Source organism: Ruegeria sp. AM4 (genome assembly GCF_056540665.1).
Genome location: NZ_JBQFXD010000001.1, coordinates 1,078,974 through 1,100,278, shown reverse-complemented (window position 1 = coordinate 1,100,278; position 21,305 = coordinate 1,078,974). Strand labels below are relative to the sequence as shown.

The following is a 21,305-nucleotide window of genomic DNA, read 5'->3' as shown; positions in this document are numbered from 1 at the left end:
TTGGCACCGCCCAAACTGCAACCTCAGCATTTCGGTTGAAACTGTTCGGACGCGCCTGACCGTGCCTTTAAAACCCGCTTATACGCTCAATAAGCCAGTACATCGACACCGAACCGATGCCGTAGGCGGCAAACACTGTCGCCCTTTGGCTTATCGGAAGGGCAATCACCCGCCAGATCGCTATGAGAAGCGCCAATGCGCCGATAAAACATAGCTGGCCGGCTTCGACCCCGAGGTTGAAGGCCAGCAAGGCCGCAGGAATATCGTTCGCCGGCAACCCAATGTCGGCCAAAGCCCCTGCAAAGCCAAGCCCATGCAAAAGCCCAAATCCGAAACACACGATCCAGGGTTTCTGTTTCGACAGCCGGAACCGACCTTCACCGCTTTTGACAATCTCCATCGCAAGAAAAACGATGGACAGCGCGATAACGGCTTCAACAGGCGGACCGGGAACGTTCAAAACTCCAAATGTTGCCAGAGCCAGAGTGATCGAATGGGCTAGCGTAAAAGCTGTTACCGCCCCGACAAGTCGCCGGGGATCGCGAACCAGAATGAACAATGCAAACACAAACAGCAGGTGGTCCCAACCTTCCAGTATGTGTTCAAATCCCAGCTGGAAATAGGCGATGAAAACCGCCCATGTTGTCTGCTCAGATGGTATGTTTTGGACCGCCGCATCGGGGGTGAAGCGAAGCGTGGCAGGGGCGGCAGAAATGGGGTGCAATCGCACTAAGACATCGTTCTGTTGCGCCTCCAGACCCGCAATCGCGACAGGTTGCCCGGCAATGTCCGCGCACTCGGCAATCCAGGATGACACCCAGGCTCGGTTTTCACGAATTGGCTCAGGGCCGCGCGTCGGGGTGCAGCCTGCTGGCAATACCGCGTCGATTGCCATCGGCTGACCGTTCACATCCGGTTTGCGCCAATGAACGCTCCAGGTATCGGGCGTGATTTGTCGCATCTCCAGATACCCGGGATCAAGGGCATGAGCAGTGGCGTTGCCTGCGGACCACGTGAACAGCAGGGGAAACAGCAGGCCGATCAAAGCTCTCATCTGGTCGGGTCCGTAAGATCGGGTGTCAAAATCTGGTAGTTTTCGGCCAGAGTTTCATATTGCGCCTGCGCCAGATCCTCACCCACAGTGCGACGCCAATCCCGCATTACTTCGTCGCGAATTTCGTCTAGCGGGGGCACTTGGCTCGGCTCGGTCTCCAGAATCTGTACCAAATGCACCCCATAGCCCGACCGGACAGGACCGGTCCAAGAACCTAGCTCAAGCTGTGTAAGGTCCTTGGAAAACCCTGTTCCAAACACCGAGTCGATTACGCGCGTCGCAGACAGGGGCATCGAGGCTGGCAACAGTGTCGAACCGCCAAACTCTGAAAGCTCATCCTCGGCGCGCAACGCCGCAAGCGCGCCCTCAATTTCGGCTTTTCTGGGCTCTTCACCCAGAAAGACCTGTGTGAAGGCGACCTTGTCTGGTGTTGCGTAGCGTTCCGCATTTTGTTGAAGAAACACTTCCAGATCTTCGTCTTCCGGAACGACTGATGAGGCTATCGCTTCGGTTAGAAAATCCATCTTTTGGCTCAGCCGAGACCTGATCACGGTATCCCCCCGATCCAGTCCAAGCTTCCGCGCTTCCCTGACCAAAACCTCTTCGCGGATTGATGCATTGACGAGGGCTTGCAGCTCAGTGCCGCTTGGGGGGCGTTTCCACCGGGCTTCGAACCGCGTGGACAAGAGCGCAATATCATCTTCGTTGATCGCTATTGTCGCCGGGTTTTCAGTGGTTTCATTGTCTGGCGCAACGATATGAAACCAAACGAAAATAGCTGCTCCGATCAAGAAAAAGTGGAGCAGAGGTTCTTTCAGTAGTCGCATGAAGGCTCCTGCGTGAAACGCGGTCAGATTCTATCTGCCAATGCGGGCATCAGCGGATTTGATTTTGCAAGGAAATGAACGCGTATCGCGTTACCGAAGAATTGTGGATGCCCCGAGGCAGCAACCGCGCCCTCGGGGTCAACTTTGGTTGCGACCAGGTCACTCTGCGGGAGTGTACCAGATCGGTGACGAATATGCGCGTTCCTGATGGGTAAGGACTGCATCGTCGGGCAATTCGGCACCGAACCTCAGCTTGTCGTACAATATCCAGCGCGGGGTCGGGATTTCGATGGCGCGGACGTAATAGAATGCGCGCGCATTCGGGTCGAAGTCAGGATCGGACCAAACTGTCACAAGTTCGGCGGTTCCGATCGTGTTGGTCCAACTGGCGGTCTCGACATCCACGGTATTTCCGACCGCAGGGATCTTGCCATTGTCATCAGCGGCGCGGTTATCCGACCACGCGACGTCATACACCTTTTCCTGCAAGGCACCGTCGGAGCCCAGCCACCCCTTGACCACTTGCACACGATCCAGATTGGCACCGACAGGGTCACGCAGTGCTGCTATCAGGAAAGAGGGGGCACCATCACCTTCGCGCGGGCGCAGGTCGGAACCCATTGGAACACCTTTGGTATAGCCGACATCCGCAATAAATCGGGTTTCCATATCCGCCTCATCGAAATCCCATCCACCAAAGAACCGCAGACCGATCCGAGGCCCTGTGGTCGCATATGTTTCGCGTCGCTTGAATGCATCGAAAATCGCCGCACGGGTATTCTCGGTTGCCCAAACGGCCGTGTAACCGGATGCGACTAGCAGGTCGCCAGGTATTTCGCCCAGGTCGTTCGCAATGAACGGGTGCTTGATCCGCGTGGCCGAAGGCTCAACGCTCACGGATTTTCCAAAAAAGTTGTCCTCTTCGGCAGTGGCCAAAGAAGTATGGCTGTCTGTGGCGCCACCCATCCCGAACTTATAGGGGTTCACGCCGAACTTTTCCTCCAGCATCAGACCGCGTTTCAGGGCCTCACGGGCGTATTCACCGGCCAGCATATCGTCGGTCTTCAGCTCGGTTATGTCGAGATTACCGACATCCCAGTTTTCATAGTCGGCAAACTCGTCATCCGGGCTCAGGAACGGATGCGCTTCGCCGTCGCCTTTGATCTGTGTGACCTCATAGTGAGGTTCCCATTTGGCGCGGGCCGCCACATATTCAGGATCGACCTTGCCGCCGTGATACGTGTCCTCGGTCGGGAACATCCATCCATTCGAAAGATTGCCGTTATGCGCAAAGGCAACTGCGCGACCACCCGTTGTTTCCTGATACTCTTCGAGCCAGGCATAGAGCGCCTTTGGATCCGTATCGCCGAAGGGCGGTTGTGTCACCGGTGGTACCATCTGCAAGGCGCGGATCGGCCCGTCGCGTAACATGACGTTTCGGTGCAGATTGAAGCCCTTGGGGACCGAGGTCCACTCGAACCCGATGAAAGCGGTAAAATTGCCGGGGTCGTTATGCCGCTCGGCCGCCAGAACAATCTGTTCCCACGTAAAGGCAAAAGCGTCGGCACCGGGGCTGTAGGACTCAAGTAAAACCTCTGGCAGGGTCATTTGCGAGAAATTGGTAATGATATCAAAGGCGGTTTTCCCGGCCTCTTCACCGCCCGCTTTATAACCTTCGTACCATTCCAAACCCTTCGGATCAGCCAGAACGCCGGGCTTGCCGGCCTGAAGGTCCGGTGCAAACCCCATCAGATCGGTGTGGTCCGTCAGAACCATCCAATCGAGTGGTCGCGCCAGTCTTACTGGCTGGCCGGTGGAGGAAATGACCTGTTCACCCTTGGCAAAACGCCACGCTTCGTCAGGTAACAGAGTGTTCCCAAAAGCGCCCGCATCCAACGAAAGACCCGTGTGCAAGTGCGAGTCCCCCCACAGCGGACGTTCGGGGAATGAACGTTGGGCGTAGGGGGAATATGGCCGCTCTAGAAACAAGCCTTCGGCCGCTTCTTCGCTTGGTATGGCGTCAGAAAGAAGGCTTGTTGGCGCGAGCAATAGCGACGCGAAGCAAACGGTTTTTCGGAACATTGTGATCTCCCCTAAATCGACGATACTCAATGGAATTGAAGAGCTTTTGTTGCTCTTTTATATTCGATTTTTCTTATATCATGCTGCGCCGGTTTCTGTGAGCGATTTTTTGGGTCCGGGTTTTTATGATGGGACAAGAGCCAAGCGGTTCCAAGCCCCGGGGGATCGTTCGAACGCTCGCCTCAGGTGTTTTGCGTGTTTGATCTGGCCAATTGGACCGGATGAACTGACACGTCCTGACCTGTCGAAACAGACGAAGCACTAGGCGCTTCAGCAAGATCAGGTCAATCAGAAGCGACAGGCCCGTTCAGAACCAAGTTGAGTATGAATTGCGTTGCAGCGTCTGTTTCTTCGAGCGCCGCCAAAGATCCAAACTGTTGGTGCAACGCTGATTTGCCCCAGCTTCGCGTGGCAATCGCGACGGGAAGGGCCATTTGGGGGTCGTTCTCCAAGACATTGGAAAGTACCTGGACGATCTCGGTTCTCAGGTTTTCGCGCGACGACCCGACTTCGGCTAAAGCACGGATCAGAGGTTCTTTGTCCGTATCTGTTCGCCGAGGATTTTGAAGCGCCTCACCAATTGCCCGGATCGCCATTCCGCGATCCGCTTCAATCCCAGCAACTGACCATTCGAAAGAATGAAGGCCGCCTGAATCTAATGAACGTACATAGCGCGAGCGCACAATCGAACGCGCTTGCGAGTCAGTTTGCAACCCAAGCAATCGGATAGCGACCGATCTGTATGCAAAGCGGTTCAGGATATCGAATTCCCGCAAAATCTGGTCAGTCGAAAACCTGTCACCGAGCGGGCGTACAAATTCGTAAGGTGCCCGGCCAATTTCAACCAGCGCCAGGTCGTGAAGCAATTGATCGGTGTGCCACAAGTAGTTCGCAAAGAACATGACCCGATCAGGGCTGTCCGTTCCTCCGTAGGTCCAAGGCTGGCCCGAGGCGCGCAGGTTTTCAAGAAACGCGCGTCTTTCCGGGGTCATGGTGAAAATTCGCTTCCAACCTCGCGAAGAACCACGACCGGCGCTATCCTTGTACTTTGGCCCGTAGGTGAACAGCACCATCCGCGCCGGATCAGCGCGTAACGCCCGGCGGGTAACGCTGTCGATCAGGAATGGGATTTCGGGCGCGGATTCGAGCCTTTGAGCATCCCCTTTGAGAACGTCCCGCACCGCGAACCTGAACGGGTTTTCCGATGCCGGACCTGCCAGAACGATGACGTCCGCGGACAATATGTGATCTGCGATGGATGCTTTGGGCAGTTCGATGCAAACCGCACATGCGAGCGACGCACGAGGTGCTATGAGCCCGAGGAAGCATGTTAAAACCGCAAGAAAAACTCGCATAGTTGCTCGCACAATCCTTTCTATTCAGGCAGGAAACGTCGCCGGCACGGTCAAGTTATCAAAAAAACCCTATGATCGGAATGTTGGTGAAATCTGAATCGCGTCCGGTCAGTCCCAGACATGTTGCCGTGACCCGCGCCTGTGCGACGCTAGGTGTCACGCACATCCGTTGGGGATCAACGCGGCTGGCGCTAATTGGACGGGTTTGGCAGAAGGCCCGGAAATTCGTTCAATGGCGCGCTGACCGGATTTGCCTGAAAGGCCTCGCGGTTTTCCAGCAATTGCGAAAACAACGTCTCCAGATGAGATTGCCGGGTCGCTGTATTGGCAAGCTGATTCTGAGTGCGCGACAGGAAGTCTCTGACCCGTTGGTCAAGTTGGGATACCGGATCCGCGCTGTTCAGAAGTGCCAGAAAATCCTCTTCGGCTTCTGAACGACTGGCCTCGGCTTCAAGGCTGGCGATGACTGCAGCACGCACCGCATCTGGCAATTGCGGCAGCGACGCCGCACTCACATCTTGGGGAACATGGCGCAGCAGCAACGCGCGCGGCGCCGAGAACAGGGGCGTTTCGACGTCAATGGCCAACACCGCGGCCACAAAGTCGTCGTCTATCACACCCCGCCTGTTAAGCCGTTCGACCATACGGCGGTCGAATTCAGAAGGTTCTGGTCCAAACCACGGGAACAGCGTATCCCGGCCGGGCATACATGCGGTGCCGATGTCGCTGTTGGTCAGCAATGCCTCATATTCGTCGACCGACAAGCCCAGATTGCCGGGCGTGAAGACAGAAGTGACCAGACTAAGGCCGTTGAACACTGGCAGGTCTATATCGCGCATCTGAAAGATATTCACGAAGAAGCTGTCCGGAATATTGAGCCGCCTTGTCGCGCGTTCGGTAATACCACCTTCGTCCAAACCCGACGTGTTGTTGGCACTGCCCAGATTCAGCTCGGTCGTTTGAAACAGACTGTCGAGCAGATTTGGCAGGTTTGAAACCTCGACACTGCCATCCGCAGCCGTACTGACATGGTTGCGAATATCCGCGTCGATGAAACGCTGCAACGAGGATTGCACCGAGCTTTCGAGAGTCTGGGCACCAGCCAGACGACCTCCCATAAATCCTGTGTTGGCGATCGGCCAGCTTTGCGCGCCGGGAAAGAGGTACAGCGCCTCGAACGTGTTGGGCAGGCTGTGCCAGTGGTTCCAGGGAAAGGTCAGCTCTTTCATCACCGGACCGCCGTTGACATGGCAGGACAGGCACCCCTGAGAAAGGGCGCTGGGCGACGCTGTGTCAAGCTCGCTGGACGTGTTTCGGAACCGCCAGCTGCCGCCTTCCAGCTTGTAATAGTTGTAGGTGTCGTGAGTGGCATCCCAGGCAACGACCTCAATTGCCCCGACCGGGCTGTTTGGGGTCATGAAAACCGAGAAAAAGATGTTGTTGTCCAGAACGGTACCGCTGGGCGCGTGAGTGCCGATGAAGGAAATCACCATGCGACGGTTCGACGGGCCGCATTCGGTCGTCAAGGCGCTGCGCCCGATCTGCTCGCCAACCACAAAGCTGCGGAAATCCGACCGCCCACCGTCGAGCAAAACGCCGATGAGCGCGTCCAGCGACCTGGGTTGCGGGTTAGCCTGAATGGCGATGTTGAAGAATGGATCGTCGATCTGATCGAGCAATCCGGCAGGCATGGGCGACAGCGGTCCAGTGTTTGTTGGCTGGTGCAACAGTTGCTGTGCGTGCAGGGGCGCGGCGATAGCAAGCGCGAGTGCGGTCAGTTTGAATTGCATCGTGACCTCCGTTATCCGGTGCGCGCGTCTGGGCGCTGCAGGTTTTCCTTGCCGGTGCGCGCCCATTCGGGCAGGTCCACATCGGCTGCAATCGCAACTGTTGCCGCGACAAACAGTTTGGTGGCCACCTGCGAGCCGCTCGTTACGGGATCGCCGTCAAGCTGCAGTTCTCCTGCTCCGTCGACCAGAAGTGTACCGCGCCGACCGTTGCGGCTGACCAACCAGCGAGGGCTGGCAACGGTCTGATCGTTAATATCAATCTGGTTGCCGTTGACCGTCCAGTTTCCGGACAGGCTCTGAATGAATATGCCGATGGGATCGATCAGCGAAAAAGACCGGGACGCGCGCACCTGTTGTTGGCAGGCGGTGCAAATCTGCGGGTCGGATTGCCGTCCCGGCACGCATGCGCCACCGACATTTGCGCAAACCTCGGACGCTGGCAGACCGGCCCTTTCGATGCCGCAAAAGGCTGCTAGGCCAAAGAGCGCGGGAATGGAATTCACCGGAGTAGTGAGCGCCAGAATGCCCTTCTCGCCATTGTTCCAGGGGTTGTCGCGCAAATGGTTCAGAAACAGGATCTCGCGCTGGCGCGTGGTTGTTCCTGTAAGGTTGCTGCGCCCGTATAGCTCCAGATTGCTGGGGTTTGCGCCAGGGTTCATCGATGCTACGGCGGTCTTGATCCCGGTCGGCGAGACCCCGGCAAGGACACCAAAATATTCGCGAAACTCGGTGGTGAAGGTAATGCGGTTGATACCGCCACCCGGGTTACGGAAGACGGCCCATTCCACATATTCCTCTTGCAATCGGCGGTCGGCGTCTATCTGCGCGGCGGTCCCACCGACGCGAATGGGAAAGGCCTGCCAGGGGATGGTGGCTTCTTCGCGTCTTGCTTCATCAACATCCAGCAGTGCATCGATCCAGGTGAACGCGCTGTTTGGCTGTTTGGCCGCGTCTCTGTAAGACGCCTCGACTAGGCCGCGCCACTCGCTGAGCGCACGAAAACGGGAAAGATGGTCAGACCCGGACGGGTCGGAATAGTTGAACATGGGAAACCCCGGAAATGGACTGATTGAAACGGCGTCAGTCTAGCACAGTTGGTGCCATGCTCAAAATTTCGGACCGGGCGGGGCAAAGCGAGGGCAGGGGCAGCACGCTCGTTGCAGGCATCGGCTTCCTGTTGCCCCGAGAACAAGAGCGGAACGATAATGCGTCCGGTCCAGAACCGCCCAGAAGCGACGACATGCAGGAAACAAAGGCATAGGCCATGGATTGACCACGCCACTTTGGAACACGCTCAGCCGCAGTATTTACGTACTTCGGTGTCCCTGAGACCCGTCTCAACCAGCATGCAGCGATTCCGCGCTTCGTAGTAGTAGCCGCGGGCGTACCACATCACCGCTTCTGGCTCATTTTCGTCCGAGACTAGCCACGCCCCGCGCAGGTATTTGACCGCGTAGGTCAGGTTGGTCTGCGCGTCCAGAAGGTCATTGGCCTCGCCCCGGAACCCCATCTGTCGCGCCGTTGCAGGCAGGATCTGCATCAGCCCATAGTAGGGGCCGTTTCGCGCATGAGGGCGGTAATCGCTTTCGCGCTGGATCACACGATGCACGAGGCTGCGGGGAACGTCATACGCATCTGCAGTTTCGTTGATCATCACACGCAACTCGGGCGTTTCACCGGGATACAGCCGGGTCAAAGGCTCGTCCGGTGCGCTACCACATGCAGCAAGAGACAGCATTGCAACAAGGATCGGATATCGCATCGGGTTTCTCGTCTTACTCAGTGGATTTCGCCATCACTGCCCAACCACGCGTGATTCTCAACAGTTTTTTGGCCTTCATGCGCGGGTTTCGGCCTGTTCACGCGGGCTTGTCAGAAAACGGTGATCTGGTACCCTTTAGATGTCTGTTTCTGTGTTGCGTACTGGCCTAAAGAGCAGCGCCTCTGGCGGCACAATCGATCTAAGATCGGGGCTTTGGCCTGCAATACGAATTAACCGCCGTCGAACAGCAAAGCCCAGCCAGGTAACATTTGCCATACAGGAGGGTGGATACATGAAAGCCGACCTCAGCCGCGACAGTTCTCGCCGACAGCACCGATATACGCGGGTCCTGATGCAGCAGGGACGCGTGCTGCTGGATGCCGACTGGAATGAGCAGGCCGCGATCCTGTTCGAGATGACCCGAACGCTGGCGGCAGACCTGATCGGTCCGCACGGAGGGCCGGGTGACGGGTTCAAGATCACCGCGTCCGATGACCTGCCGTGTGATTTCGAGATCGGCCGGGGGCGTTATTATGTCGAGGGCATTGCCTGCGAACTGACACCAATGTCTGATGACACGGGGCAGGACGAACCTGTCCCGATCCGCTACACGACGCAATCCGATTTTCCGGTGATCGCGGGCGATTGTGATGAACTGCGCGCGGGTGGACGCTATCTGGTTTACCTGGACGTTTGGGAAAGGCACATCAACCGGCTTCAGGATGACGCAATTCACGACCCTGCTTTGGGTGGGTCAGATACAGCCACACGCGCCAAAATTATCTGTCAGGTTAAGGCCGCGCCCATTCAAAAGGCGGATGAGATAGATCTGGGATGCGAGGAACTGCTGAACGTGCTGGTCCGCGATCCAATGAACCTGCCACGCCGGTTGCGGGCCCGGGCCAGAACTGAGGTGCTGGTGAAGGAAACCGGCTCGGACTCTTCAACTCGGCAGTATCGCGGCTCTGAGAACCGGCTCTATCGCATCGAAATCCATGATGCGGGAACTGCCGGGGCTGCCGCAGGGAAGGCCACATTTAAATGGTCGCGAGACAACGGTTCGGTGGCATTCAAAATTCGCAGTTTGCAAGGGGCGACTGTTACGTTGGACAGCCTTGGAGCGGATGCCCAGCATGACCTGGAGGAAGGCGATTGGGTCGAAATTGTCGATGATGTCTCGGAACTGACCGCACGGCCACGCCCATTGAGGGCAATCGCGTCGGTTGACCGTGCCAACACCAAGGTGACCTTGCATTTGCCAGAAGGAGAAGCTTTGCCCGGTCTTCCCGAAGACGCAGACACGCATCCGATCTTGCGACGCTGGGATCAGGAATGTGATGCAATCCCTGTGCAGGAAAAGACCTGGATCGAACTCGAAGACGGCATTCAGGTTTGGTTTGAAGGCGAGGGCGATTACAAGACTGGCGATTATTGGCAAATCCCAGCGCGCGAGGCGATTGCGGATATCCTCTGGCCGCAGGAAAAGAGTCCCGGCGAGGACCCTGTGCCCAAGGCGCAGCTTCCGCAGGGAATCCGCCACTATTTTGCCCCGCTCAGGCGCATATATCTGGATGAAGAAGGGCACATGACCTGCGTGGGCGACGACTGTCGTCGGGTATTCCCGACGCTCACGGAATAGGCTGTAGGGACGGAGCCAATTCAAGGTTTCGGATCGTCTCGGGCGGTTCCCCGCGAGGTACCGGACATAAGCTCAATCCGGGGGTCTCGACCATCGCAGGACCAGATTTGCGGCGATGGGCGCACCAATGATCACCAGCACGATCCGCGTCAGATGGTGGGTGATGACGAAACCGAGATCTGCACCAGAAACGATCGCCAGCACAGTCATTTCGGCCTGTCCGCCAGGGGCAAAGGCCAGGAATGCCTCGATCGGTTGGCCAAACCCCAGTGTGGTAACAACGGCGGTGAAGGCAGCCGCCAAAACAGCCAGCACGACCACGTAAGCGCAGCCCGCCGCGACGACTTTGCGCAGCTCGTTCCAGGTGACGCCGATGAATTTCACACCGATGGTGCAACCGATGAAGAACTGGGCGGCCAGCACCGCCTCGCGCGGCGGGCGCGTATGGATGAAATCCCCAAGCGACAGCACGGCGGTCAGGATCATCGGTCCGAGGATGGATGCGCCGAACAATCCAATGCGCTCGCCGCCCTTCCAACCCACCCAAGCCGCCAAAACCATCAGCAACAGTTCGTGCACCGGCAATTCACTTGCAGGCTGCCCGATGGGATTGGTCAGTTCGGCGTCGTAAAACACCGTCAGGAACAGCGGGGCCAGTGTCACGATGATCAGCACGCGCGTACCGTGGATAAGCGACAAGGTGCGCGGGTTGGCACCGGCCTCGGTTCCAAAGATGATCATGTCCTGCAATCCGCCCGGCATGGCCGCGTAGAAGGCGGTTGTGGTGTCGAACCCCCAAACCTTGCGAAAGAACGGCACCCCGACCAGCGCGATCAGGACGATGAAAAAAGGGACCAGCATGATCGATGCGGCCATCTTGGGCAATTCCGCAAACAGTGCAGGCGTGATAGACGCACCAACCGCGACGCCGAGTATTGTCCGGGCGGCGACCGAAACCTGCCCAAACCCTTCCATCGGCGCATGGGCCAGTGCTGCGATCAGGCAGGCCGTCATGGGGCCGAACAGGAACGGCAACGGCAGGTCCAGCGCCCAGAAAATCAAGGTGCCAAACATCGCAAGGCCAAATGTCATTGACCTTTTCGTCAATCGCGAATGCTGGTTCTCAGGTGCAGGCAAGTAAGGGAATCCGGCGTAGTTGACGAAAATTGTATCCAAGTGTATACATATGAACGCAACAAGGCAAGCCAACGCACGATGACCATCCAGGATGACCCGCTACAGCCCGGACCACAGGGCAACTCCGCATATCAACGCCTGCTGGACGAAATCCGCGCAGGATCTTTGGCCCCCGGTGAACGTCTGCGAGAGATTGAATTGTCCGAACGATTGGGTGTCAGTCGAACTCCGGTGCGCGAGGCGATCCGGCAGTTGGAAGCTGACGGCCTGGTCACCCATGTCCCACGGCAAGGCGCGACCATACGCAGCCTGAATTATGCTGAGGTCATGGAACTTTATGAGATGCGCGCAGTGCTTGAGGGCACGGCTGCCCGATTGGCGGCGCGCGCGGCGTCAGATCTGGAACTGGAAGAGCTTGAGGCATTGAATGATCGCCTCGCCGATTCAGGCACCGGGCCAGACGCTGCGCGGATCAACCGAATTTTTCACGCCACGCTTCTTGACGCGGCGAAGAACCGGTTTCTGGCGAAATCCATGTTGTCTCTGCAAAAGGCGCTGCTGATCCTGGGGCCGTCGCAACTACTGGACAGCACGCGGGCTGAGGCTGCGGTCGCAGAACACCGGCACGTTATGGCCGCCCTAAAGTCCCGCGACGGTGCGACGGCCGAGGCAGAGATGCGCAGGCATATCCAAGCCGCTCAACGGATGCGTATTCGGGCGTTGCAGGAACGCGACAGGGCTAACGATCAATCCTGATTGGTACAGGCGCTGCGCACCAGATTCTAGGCAATCTGGCGACGACGGCAAAGGTGACGCCCACCAACAAAGGTGCGACAAACAGAAACACACTCAACTGTGATCGCACAAAGCAGCAAGTATTGCATGTACTTGCGCCAAACCTAGCGCGTAGCGCTCAGATTTTGCAGCCCGTGTCATGAACGAAGCGATTGACGGGACGCCCAAAATGTACCGCTTTGGACTACCGAGGATTTCGGTTCGAGCCGGTTATTTGGATACCAGCACTTTGCCCTTGCGCGGCTTGGGCATGCGGCCATTGGCCTGTTGCACTACGTGAGTGAGCTCATGCGCGATGAGCTTTTTGTTCTTCGCGTCTGTAGACTTGGCGAAGAAGATGTCGTTCCCGTTGGTAAATGCCTTGGCCTTTAGATCTTTGCAAATGTCTGCCGCGTTTCCACCAGTGTGGATGCGAACTTTGGACAGGTCTGCACCCAATGCGTTTTCCAGCCCATCGCGCAGTTTTTTGTCCAGTTTTGTCGCCTTGGTGCCAGTCGCCTCGGCGCTGACGGGTTTCACCTTCGCCTTCTTGTTTTTAAGAGCGCCGACAATCTTGTTTGCTTCTTCCGCTTTCATCGTATCCCTTTACGCAAAGCTTGCGCTTACTTGGTTCAACGGCCCGCCACCGGTGGTTCGCAACGCGATTGGCACATCGGCAATGGCCGCGCCTAGGTTGGCGCCTGCGCTGCGCTTTGCTGAACCAACTTGGCCAAACTCTTGCGCGCATCCGGTGGAATTGCGGTGAAGCGCACAACAAAACAGTCATCATCCCTGATCTTGTCCAATACCTTGGCATAAAGGCTCATGCTAGGATCAGTGCCATCTGGCCAATCTACCTGCAGCTGCAGGTCGGTCAGTGGTTGCGGGGCGACATTGCTTTTGATGTGCGCTTCGGTAGTCGAAAGACGCGTGATCCGGCCTTCGATCGCGTCACCCACAATCTGTTTTTCCACGACGGACCGGAAGCTGAGACTGATCGGCGAGTCAAGGTCGGCCATTTCCACAGTTTGAGCAGACAAGCTGATCGCATGCGTGCCGCCAAGCCCGATCAGTTCGAACAGTTTTAGCGGCTTGCCCGCCCCTTTGGGTTCGACTGTCAGAAAGTCGCGTATGTCCAACGGAGCCTTGACCGCGTTTCGGGTTTCCTCGGCGATCAGGATCTGTCCGCCGACTGTGAAACCTTCGATCCGGGCTGCCAAGTTCGTGGTACTGCCAACAACGCTGTATTTCGCGCGCTTGTCCGAGCCGACGTTGCCGACAACAACTTCGCCGGTGTTTACGCCGATGCCCATTTCGATTTCTGGCAGGCCGTGGCTTGTATTCCAGTCGTTGACCCGCGCCATTCGTTGCTGCATTTCAAGCGCACAGGCGAGGGCGCGTTCAGCGTCGTCGGGTCGTTGCAAGGGCGCGCCAAAGACTACCAGGATCGCGTCGCCTACAAAGGCATCAATGGTCCCGTTGTACTTTTGGATAACCGTCGTCATTTCGCTGAGATAGTTGTTCAGCATCGTCACGATATTCTCGGGCGGCAGCGTGTCCGACAGAGTCGAGAACCCGCGCAGATCCGACATCATCACCGTCACGGTTGTTTTCCTGCCACTGAAATCAAGACCGTCGGCGGATTTCAGCAACTGGTCGACAACTTCACTGGCCAGATAGCGGCCGAATGTCTGTTCGATGAAACTGGCGTGCATTTCCAGCTGCTCGGTCCGCTCGCGCACCTTGTCTTCCAGGTTCTCAACCAGTTCGGCATTGCGGATGGATACAGCGATTTGCCCCGACAGCAGCGACAGCAGCCGCGCGCGTTCCGGCTTGAAGGCCGAGCTGACCAGATTGTTTTCAAGATATACAAGACCGATCAACTCACCCTGATGCAGGATGGGTTGGCACAGCACCGACCGGGTGCCGTTGTCCTGAACATAGCGATCCACCATGAACCGCTCGTCGATCTGTGCGTCGTCGACAACGACAACCTCATGCGTGCGCGCCGTATAGTTGATGACGCTTGCGGGAAGGATTTTTGCCCCGTCTCCGGAATTCAAGGGCACCGGCATCTGCGCTGCGGATTCGTCCGAGATTACACTGGCTTCGGTTTCGATCGTGATCTCGTCACCGCGTGTCAGAAGAAGTACGCCCCGCTGCGCTCCGGCGTTCTCGATCAGGATGCCCAGCAACCGGTCAAGAAGCTGCCCCAGCACAACCTCGGCCGATATGGTCTGCGCGGCCTTGAGCAACGTATTAAGGTCCAGATCACCCTTCAGATATTGGTTCGTCGTAGTGCCGGTTGTGCCCTGCGTGCTTTCACTCAACGTCTGAACGGTGGTGCGACCTTCGCGGTGTTCGGTCAAAAGCTGAGGGAATTCCAACTCCAGTTCTTCGACTTTGCGCTGAGCGCCCCATAGCTGATAGGCATATCGTGCATCGCGCAGGTACATCGTCCCGATCCGCGCATTGGGACGGCGCTGCATGACATAGCGTGCGGCAAGCTCACAAGCGATGGCTTCGTCCTGCACGAAACGACCTTTTTGGGCGGCCACGATGGCCGCATCAAACAGATCGAGCACTTCGGCGTCCTTGCCGTCCAAACGTGCGATCGCCGCAGCAACGATCAACTGTTTGGCGCGGAAGTTGTCGGGCCCGGAGTCGGCCCACTGGCTCAGTTTTTGATGGTTGGCCTCAAGCTGAGTGCGCAATTCTGTGTCCGGGTTGCCCTCGGACAGCAGCGCAGCGATCGAAAGCGACTGGTACAGAATGTGATCGGCCAAGTTGGGGTGGTTAACGATGAAGCTCAGCATCGGCTCGACCAGCCGGGTCTCGGTCAGTGCCTCGTGCGGGCGACCAAAGACATAAAGAGCCTGCGCTTTGAGGATGCGATAGAAACAGATCGCCATCGACATCTTGTTTTCTTCACAAGCCGCCAGGAACGTGGCCTCATCCAGCGACTCGGTCGAGAAATCGGTGCTGGAATGCGACCGTCCGGCCAGGGTCGACAGCACCAGTTGATGCGCGTGGATGCCCGCAACCGCGCCGTGGTTTTGGGCCTTCAGCAAAGCGTCAAGCTGATCGGGCATTGCGTCCAGAACTTCATCAATCGGTTTGCCGGCAAAGCTGTCAACAACGACGCGGTACATGACCAGATATCCGGCCCACAGAATATCGCCTGAATTCATGCCCTCGCGATAGCCGCGTTCGATCACCGGAATGGCGTTGCGGATATGGTGGACCCAGGGAATAAGCTCGACACCGGTTACCAGACAGACCGTCGCTGTCGGCGCCTTGGCGCCAAACTTGTCGCACAGACGCAGCGCCAGTTCACCAAAGGCCAGACCCTCGCGGAACTTGCCCATGAAGGCCCCGAGAATCAGGCCGAAATTGGCAAAGAACAGCGCGGATTCCGGCGCATTGCCGTGTTTCAGGGACAATTGCACCGACGTTCCCACGATCAGCGGGAACAGTTGCTGGTTGTTGAGGAACGCAGCGATTGTCAGGTGACGCAGACTGCGCTGGGCCAGTGCGATTTCAGGGCTGTCCACATCCGGATTGTCGAACAGGTCTGCCGGATTTCCCTCACCCAGCATGCCAGCTGCCATTCCAATGGCGTTCTGGCCTGCTTCCTCAAGGTTTTCCAGGCTCATCTGCACGCCAACAAGCCCCAGCGCCTTGATGCCTGCGTCGATCGCCTGATCGAATTCCATCAGCAGCGTGTGCTGGGCAATCCGGGTAAAGTAGATCTCGGCCTTTTCCAGATCGGTACGCGCGTGGTCCAGCGTGGTCGAGACGATTTCGGTGCACCGTTCGAAATTGCCGGTTAGATACTCAAGCGCGGCTGACTGGCGATGTGCCTCGAACATCAGGTCGTAATTTTCGTTCCATCCGTCTGGCCCCAGCAACTCCAACGCCACATTCACAAAAGACAGCGCGGCGCTGTATGCCGCCGAGTCATAGGCTTTGCGCGCAGCGGTTAGATCAAGCTGCGCAAGGTCGATCTGCTCGGCCCTGTCGCTGATCCCTTCGCGCCCGATGTTTAGCTGATCGACAACCTCAAAAATCCGCTCGTTCAGCTCGTCAGCCGACAGACGCGACCGAAGTTGGCGGCCAATCGCCAGATGTACACCGTTCTGGTCCTCGATATCGATCAGACTATAGGCTGCCTGCTGCACCCGGTCGTGCTGGAACGCGAAATCGCGAACGACCAATGGGGAAAGGGCGTTGTCATCCTCGGTCACAATCAGATCGGACAGGGGCCGTATCAGATCGTCCTGAATGGCAGGCAGAAGACACTCGAATGCGACCTGCGGTTCGATCTTTTGGATCAGCGCAAGCGTGTCGATGTCGAACCGGTTGCCGATACAAGCCGCAAGCTGAAGCGCTGACTGGGTGTCAGGCTCGAGTCGGCGCAGACCTTCCAGCAACAGATCGACGACATTGTCTGTAATTTTGGCCGCGCGGATGGCCTGAATGTCCCATGTCCAGCGCAGCGCATTATCGGGGCCGCTGGTAGTTTGGGAAATCAATCCTTCGTGGTGCAGATCCATCAGGAACTGCCGGGCAAAGAACGGATTGCCTTGGGTCTTTTGCACCACAAGCTGCGCAAGCTCGAATAATTGCGAGGCGTCGGATTGCAGCGTGTCGGCAATCAGGTTCGCGATATCGGACATGCCAAGCGGTGCAAGCGCCAGGCTCGACACGCGCCCCCCGGCTTCGCGCACCGATTCCAGGGCGCGCGTCATCGGGTGCATCGCGTCCACTTCGTTGCTGCGATAGGCCCCAATCAGCAGCAGCCGTCCGATCTGTTCATCGGTCAGGACAACCTTCAGCAGCCCAAGCGTCGCGCTGTCGGCCCATTGCAAGTCATCCAGAAACAGAACCAGCACCCGGTCATGGGCACACAAGGCGCGCAGGAACCTGCGGACGGTCTGGTTGAAACGGTTCGTTGACTCGGCTGGATCAAGTTCGGGCGCGGCCTGCTGTGGGCCGATGATCAACTCAAGCTCAGGCAGAACGTCCAGGATGACCGAGGCGTTCGGGGCCAGCGCCTGATTGAGTTCCTCGCGCCAGCGGGCCAACCGGGTTTCGCTTTCCGTCAGCAATTGCCGCACCAGATCCTGCAGAGCGACCGTCAGGCCGAAATAGGGATCGTTCTTCTTGAACTGGTCGAACTTGCCCTTGATGAAATAGCCGCGCGCGCGTGTGATCGGTTTCTGAACCTCGTTGACCAGCGCGGTTTTGCCCACCCCGGAATAGCCAGAAACCAGCATCATCTCAGCCGGGCCCTGTCGCACTCGTTCAAACGCCTCGAGCAGCGTCCGCAACTCGCGCTCGCGCCCGTAAAGTCGTTCGGGGACGTTGAACCGTTCGGTCCTGTCCAGGCGCCCGGGTTCGAACCGGTCCAGACCTGCGCCCATGCGTACGGTTTCGAGGTCGGCGACGATGCCGGCGGCGCTTTGATAGCGGTCCTCGGCCTTTTTGGCCATCATGCGTCCGACGATCTTGGACAGGGCCAGCGGTATGTCAGGGTTGCGCCGATGGGCTGGCATCGGTTCGCGCGCGACGTGACAATGCACGAGTTCCAGCTTGTCCTCGGCGTCGAATGGCGGAACGCCCGTCAACATTTCGTAGAAGGTCGCGCCCATCGAATAGAAGTCGGTGCGGTGGTCCAGCGTTCGGTTCATGCGCCCTGTCTGTTCGGGCGAAATATAGGGCAGGGTGCCTTCCAGCACCTCGGGGCTTTTCAGTACCGGGCGTTCGGTCGAGAACCGAGTCGCGATGCCGAAATCGATCAGCTTGACCTCGCCCGTGCCGGGATTGATCAGAACGTTCTGGGGCGAGATGTCCTTGTGGATGACATGCGCCTTGTGGATGCCGTCGACCGCGCGGGCCATTTGCAGGGCGGTGTCCAGAAACTCTTCGGGCGACATCGCACGGGATGCCAGAAGATCCGCGATTGAGATCCCGTCGAAATCTTCCAGAACCATCATCAGCGACTTGTCGTGACGGCGCAATTCCAGTGCGTGGATCACACCAGACAAGTCCAGACCGCTGGTGATATCGAATTCACTGCGATAGCGGGCCAGTTTTTTGGCGCTTGGGAAGTCGCTTTTGAGGATCTTGATTACGACGCGCGCGCCGTCAGATTCACGCGTGGCGCGGAACAGGAACGAATTGCTGCTTTCGTAAAGCCGTTCTGACAGTCGAAACCCGGGGACGAAGGACATGTTTATATTAGCCATGGGTGGTGTCACCTGCAGACCGATTGTTTGCGCCATAGTAGCCGATCCCGTGGCCAACCTGAGCGAAATTCAATTCGGAAAAGTTGCCGAACGGGATGTATTTGGTCAACATCGGCAAAACGTCATTCTCCCATTTTTGCGGGTCCGTGCAGGCCCCGATCCGGGCACCGGGCAGATCACGCCCAACATCCAGAAAGTCCTTCATCGCCCTCATGTGGCGGGCTAGGTACGTGTGTTCTTCGGCGCGATCCAGGCAATTGGCGGCCTGCGTCCAGAAAGGCGAGTCCCACTGCGACCCGCAGGCATAATGCCATGCGATGAACAACGAATTCCGCAGGACATAAGATCGCATCGTCTGATTGGCATGATCTATGGCCGGGCTGTCCGGCGGGCTCTGGGTCCCGTGTTCCGTTATCCAGCGTTGTGCCGCGCGGACTTGCATGATCGTGGCACCGATGGCTGTTGCTTCGAGCGGTTCAACAAACGAGGCGGCGTTGCCAATGGTGAAGATACGACCGTCAAACCAGTTCTTGCGCATGAAGTTCGGAAAGGTCACCCGCACGCGGATTTCGGTCGGTTCCGCGTTCTCGCTTGTAAGAAACTCGTCAAAGTCCTTGAGGACTTCTTCATCGCTGCTGATCAATGGGTTGAAGACGTAGCCACAGGATGTCCAGTCGCGCAGAGGTATCTGAAACGCCCAGCCATGCGGCCGGGCAATCGACCGAGACATGCGGGTATCGGCGCTGGGCGGCAGGCGGCGCACCATCGCGCGTCCGGTTGGTATCCAGTCCATATGTATGATATCGGGATCGTCCGGCGCATCGGCCCAGGCCCCCTTTGGGAAGCCGCGCGCGTCCAATACGTAATCGCAATCCAGCTGACTACCGTCTTCGAACCCGATCTGAACGCCATCTGATCCAGCGTCGAGCGATACGATCTTTGCATCCAGCCGCGTGGCGCGGACATGGTCGCTGATCAATCCGGTAACGCGACCGGCGTCAAAGTGATAGCCATAAAGGCGCGGCGGCTGGAACCGGTTGACGAAATTGGCGTTCTCGGCGCCCCATCCTTCGTAGACCGATCCCATCTTGACCGTTGCGCCGCAGCGCTCGCCGATCTCGTCCGGGCCAACACCCGAGACTTCGTTCAGCCACAGCGGAAACCGAGGAGTGGTCCCTTCGCCGACGCCAATCGTCGGAATGCGCGAGTCGTAGATGTGCCACAATGCGGCATCGGGAAAGTAGCGCGTCACATGCGCGGCGGCGATGAAGCCTGCGGTGCCGCCCCCCAAAACGGCTATTTTCATGCGACGGCCTCCTGTGTCAGCGTTTCCGGTTCGCGCAACATATGCAGAATGTCCAGCAACTCGCGCGCCAGGGATGGGTCAAACGGGGCAGCCTGCACAAGACTGTCTATCCGTTTGGCCAACCCGGGCGGTGACGTTGGGCCGTTCCAGTCGCCGGTGGCAATGCGCCACGGCCAGATGTTATGCCGTGCAAGCCGGGATTGAAACCGGTTCTTCGCTTCAACCGACGGGTTTTCATCAAGATAATGCCCCAGCAGTTGAATCCCGCGGGCTGCCGCCGTCATGCCGAGACCCGCATATGGGTCCAGCGCGCAAACGCTGTCTCCGACTGCAAACAGGTTTCTCGGCCATGAGGGAAAGTCCTCGTAATGACGCCGCCGGTTGGCGATGCGGCCATAAACATGAACGGGACTCGCCGGTAATGCGTGTCTCAGGGCATTGTACAGTTCAGAGTCGGCCAAGTTGGCCGACAGGGCCATGAATTTATCGGTTTCGTTAGGTAGCTCTGCGCTTTCAGGTGTCTGCAAGACGACCCCCCAGAGGTCGTTCTCAGCCCGCATCGTCATACCCGCATAGCCGTTCGACACGTGTGAGGGCGCGATGGCAAGCCCATTCCATCCAGGCGTCTGAGCGGGCGCAAACCGCACCCAGCACGAGGCATATTGGCGACCCGTTGCGACTTCGGTTCTGGCGATTGCGGGCGTGTCGAAAAAATGCTGCGCCAGCCAGCGCGGAAGGCGCGAGGCCGCGCCGCTGGCGTCTACGATAACGTCGGGCGTTTCCAGAACTAGCGCGCGACCGCTTTCCTGCTTGGCCTGAACCCCTTGAACCCGTGTGCCGTCCGACGACAGAGCCAATCCGGACACCCAAGCGCCGGTGCGGATTTCGACCGATCCGGTATCCCGCAATAGGTCGAGCAGTGCAGCCTCGATCAGACATCGCGACGCGCCGTAGAGGGTGATCCCGGTCTGGACGCGCGGCAGCCAGCCCGAGGTCACCCGAAGGGCAACATCGGCCCCGGCATCATAGGCAATCGCACCGCGATCCAGCAGCGCTTTGCGCCACCCCGGCGCCAAGGCATCAAACGCCTTTGCACCCGCCCCCATAAGCATATGCAGGCAATGGCTTTGAGGTACCGAGGGTCGGGTGGAAGGGGCATCATGCGACAATTCAGCGAATTCCGACCGCTCCAGCACGGTAACCCGGGCAAACCGTTCCTTCAGCATCAGGGCCGACAGCAACCCGGCGACCCCACCTCCGATAACAAGCGCGTGTGCGTTTGTCCGTTGGGGATCAGCTTGCGGTGGATCGGTTGGCTGGGTCATCGG

At 58.1% G+C, this 21,305-nt stretch carries 14 protein-coding genes; 2 read left to right on the top strand and 12 right to left on the bottom strand.

Going from position 1 to position 21,305, the window contains the following annotated elements; translation table 11 throughout:
* Window positions 1-67: 67 nt before the first annotated feature.
* The 7 genes from ACR0JA_RS05465 to ACR0JA_RS05435 form a co-directional block, all read right to left on the bottom strand.
* Complete coding sequence (locus tag ACR0JA_RS05465) at window positions 68-1,054, bottom strand: HupE/UreJ family protein (protein ID WP_480571049.1); 987 nt, start codon at window positions 1,052-1,054, stop codon at window positions 68-70.
* Window positions 1,051-1,881, bottom strand: coding sequence for a peptidyl-prolyl cis-trans isomerase (locus ACR0JA_RS05460; RefSeq protein WP_480571046.1), 831 nt, complete (start codon window positions 1,879-1,881; stop codon window positions 1,051-1,053). Before ACR0JA_RS05460 ends, ACR0JA_RS05465 begins: the two co-directional genes overlap by 4 nt.
* A gap of 159 nt (window positions 1,882-2,040) precedes the next feature.
* Window positions 2,041-3,963 (bottom strand): DUF3604 domain-containing protein, encoded by a 1,923-nt coding sequence (locus tag ACR0JA_RS05455; protein ID WP_480571044.1) that lies wholly within the window; start codon window positions 3,961-3,963, stop codon window positions 2,041-2,043.
* Between the two features lie 284 nt (window positions 3,964-4,247).
* Window positions 4,248-5,204, bottom strand: coding sequence for a hypothetical protein (locus ACR0JA_RS05450; protein WP_480571042.1), 957 nt, complete (start codon window positions 5,202-5,204; stop codon window positions 4,248-4,250).
* A gap of 305 nt (window positions 5,205-5,509) precedes the next feature.
* The gene (locus tag ACR0JA_RS05445) at window positions 5,510-7,108 is read right to left on the bottom strand and encodes a hypothetical protein (RefSeq protein ID WP_480571040.1); all 1,599 of its coding nucleotides are present in this window, start codon (window positions 7,106-7,108) and stop codon (window positions 5,510-5,512) included.
* An 11-nt stretch (window positions 7,109-7,119) separates the two neighbouring features.
* On the bottom strand, window positions 7,120-8,154 hold the full coding sequence (locus ACR0JA_RS05440; protein ID WP_480571037.1) for a hypothetical protein: 1,035 nt from the start codon (window positions 8,152-8,154) through the stop codon (window positions 7,120-7,122).
* Window positions 8,155-8,402: 248 nt separating this feature from the next.
* The gene (locus tag ACR0JA_RS05435) at window positions 8,403-8,870 is read right to left on the bottom strand and encodes a transglycosylase SLT domain-containing protein (protein ID WP_480571034.1); all 468 of its coding nucleotides are present in this window, start codon (window positions 8,868-8,870) and stop codon (window positions 8,403-8,405) included.
* A gap of 292 nt (window positions 8,871-9,162) precedes the next feature.
* On the opposite strand from ACR0JA_RS05435, the gene ACR0JA_RS05430 reads away from it, so the two are divergent.
* Entirely contained in the window at window positions 9,163-10,509 is a 1,347-nt protein-coding gene (locus ACR0JA_RS05430; RefSeq protein WP_480571031.1) for a DUF6519 domain-containing protein, read from the top strand.
* Between the two features lie 72 nt (window positions 10,510-10,581).
* On the opposite strand, the gene ACR0JA_RS05425 is transcribed toward ACR0JA_RS05430, so the two are convergent.
* The gene (locus ACR0JA_RS05425; protein ID WP_480571028.1) at window positions 10,582-11,601 is read right to left on the bottom strand and encodes an AbrB family transcriptional regulator; all 1,020 of its coding nucleotides are present in this window, start codon (window positions 11,599-11,601) and stop codon (window positions 10,582-10,584) included.
* A gap of 123 nt (window positions 11,602-11,724) precedes the next feature.
* Here ACR0JA_RS05425 and ACR0JA_RS05420 point away from each other — a divergent pair, with 123 nt between their 5' ends.
* Window positions 11,725-12,402, top strand: coding sequence for a GntR family transcriptional regulator (locus tag ACR0JA_RS05420; RefSeq protein WP_480571025.1), 678 nt, complete (start codon window positions 11,725-11,727; stop codon window positions 12,400-12,402).
* Between the two features lie 249 nt (window positions 12,403-12,651).
* On the opposite strand, the gene ACR0JA_RS05415 is transcribed toward ACR0JA_RS05420, so the two are convergent.
* From ACR0JA_RS05415 to ACR0JA_RS05400, 4 genes are all read right to left on the bottom strand, one after another.
* Window positions 12,652-12,960: an eCIS core domain-containing protein gene (locus tag ACR0JA_RS05415; protein WP_480571022.1), complete on the bottom strand. Its 309-nt coding sequence runs from the start codon at window positions 12,958-12,960 to the stop codon at window positions 12,652-12,654.
* Window positions 12,961-13,109: 149 nt separating this feature from the next.
* Window positions 13,110-18,671 carry an AAA family ATPase gene (locus ACR0JA_RS05410; RefSeq protein ID WP_480571019.1) on the bottom strand — a complete coding sequence of 1,854 codons (5,562 nt, stop codon included), beginning with the start codon at window positions 18,669-18,671 and terminating at the stop codon, window positions 13,110-13,112.
* On the bottom strand, window positions 18,664-19,977 hold the full coding sequence (locus ACR0JA_RS05405; protein ID WP_480571017.1) for a tryptophan 7-halogenase: 1,314 nt from the start codon (window positions 19,975-19,977) through the stop codon (window positions 18,664-18,666). The genes ACR0JA_RS05410 and ACR0JA_RS05405 overlap by 8 nt, the downstream gene beginning before the upstream one ends.
* The gene (locus ACR0JA_RS05400) at window positions 19,974-21,302 is read right to left on the bottom strand and encodes an FAD-dependent oxidoreductase (protein WP_480571014.1); all 1,329 of its coding nucleotides are present in this window, start codon (window positions 21,300-21,302) and stop codon (window positions 19,974-19,976) included. The genes ACR0JA_RS05405 and ACR0JA_RS05400 overlap by 4 nt, the downstream gene beginning before the upstream one ends.
* Between the last annotated feature and the right edge of the window lie 3 nt (window positions 21,303-21,305).

Coding starts and splice junctions, on each gene's coding strand:
- ACR0JA_RS05410 (WP_480571019.1), bottom strand. CDS start 18,671: ATGGCTAATATAAACATGTCCTTCGTCCCCGGGTTTCGACTGTCAGAA.
- ACR0JA_RS05430 (WP_480571031.1), top strand. CDS start 9,163: ATGAAAGCCGACCTCAGCCGCGACAGTTCTCGCCGACAGCACCGATAT.
- ACR0JA_RS05460 (WP_480571046.1), bottom strand. CDS start 1,881: ATGCGACTACTGAAAGAACCTCTGCTCCACTTTTTCTTGATCGGAGCA.
- ACR0JA_RS05425 (WP_480571028.1), bottom strand. CDS start 11,601: ATGACATTTGGCCTTGCGATGTTTGGCACCTTGATTTTCTGGGCGCTG.
- ACR0JA_RS05435 (WP_480571034.1), bottom strand. CDS start 8,870: ATGCGATATCCGATCCTTGTTGCAATGCTGTCTCTTGCTGCATGTGGT.
- ACR0JA_RS05445 (WP_480571040.1), bottom strand. CDS start 7,108: ATGCAATTCAAACTGACCGCACTCGCGCTTGCTATCGCCGCGCCCCTG.
- ACR0JA_RS05465 (WP_480571049.1), bottom strand. CDS start 1,054: ATGAGAGCTTTGATCGGCCTGCTGTTTCCCCTGCTGTTCACGTGGTCC.
- ACR0JA_RS05420 (WP_480571025.1), top strand. CDS start 11,725: ATGACCATCCAGGATGACCCGCTACAGCCCGGACCACAGGGCAACTCC.
- ACR0JA_RS05455 (WP_480571044.1), bottom strand. CDS start 3,963: ATGTTCCGAAAAACCGTTTGCTTCGCGTCGCTATTGCTCGCGCCAACA.
- ACR0JA_RS05440 (WP_480571037.1), bottom strand. CDS start 8,154: ATGTTCAACTATTCCGACCCGTCCGGGTCTGACCATCTTTCCCGTTTT.
- ACR0JA_RS05400 (WP_480571014.1), bottom strand. CDS start 21,302: ATGACCCAGCCAACCGATCCACCGCAAGCTGATCCCCAACGGACAAAC.
- ACR0JA_RS05405 (WP_480571017.1), bottom strand. CDS start 19,977: ATGAAAATAGCCGTTTTGGGGGGCGGCACCGCAGGCTTCATCGCCGCC.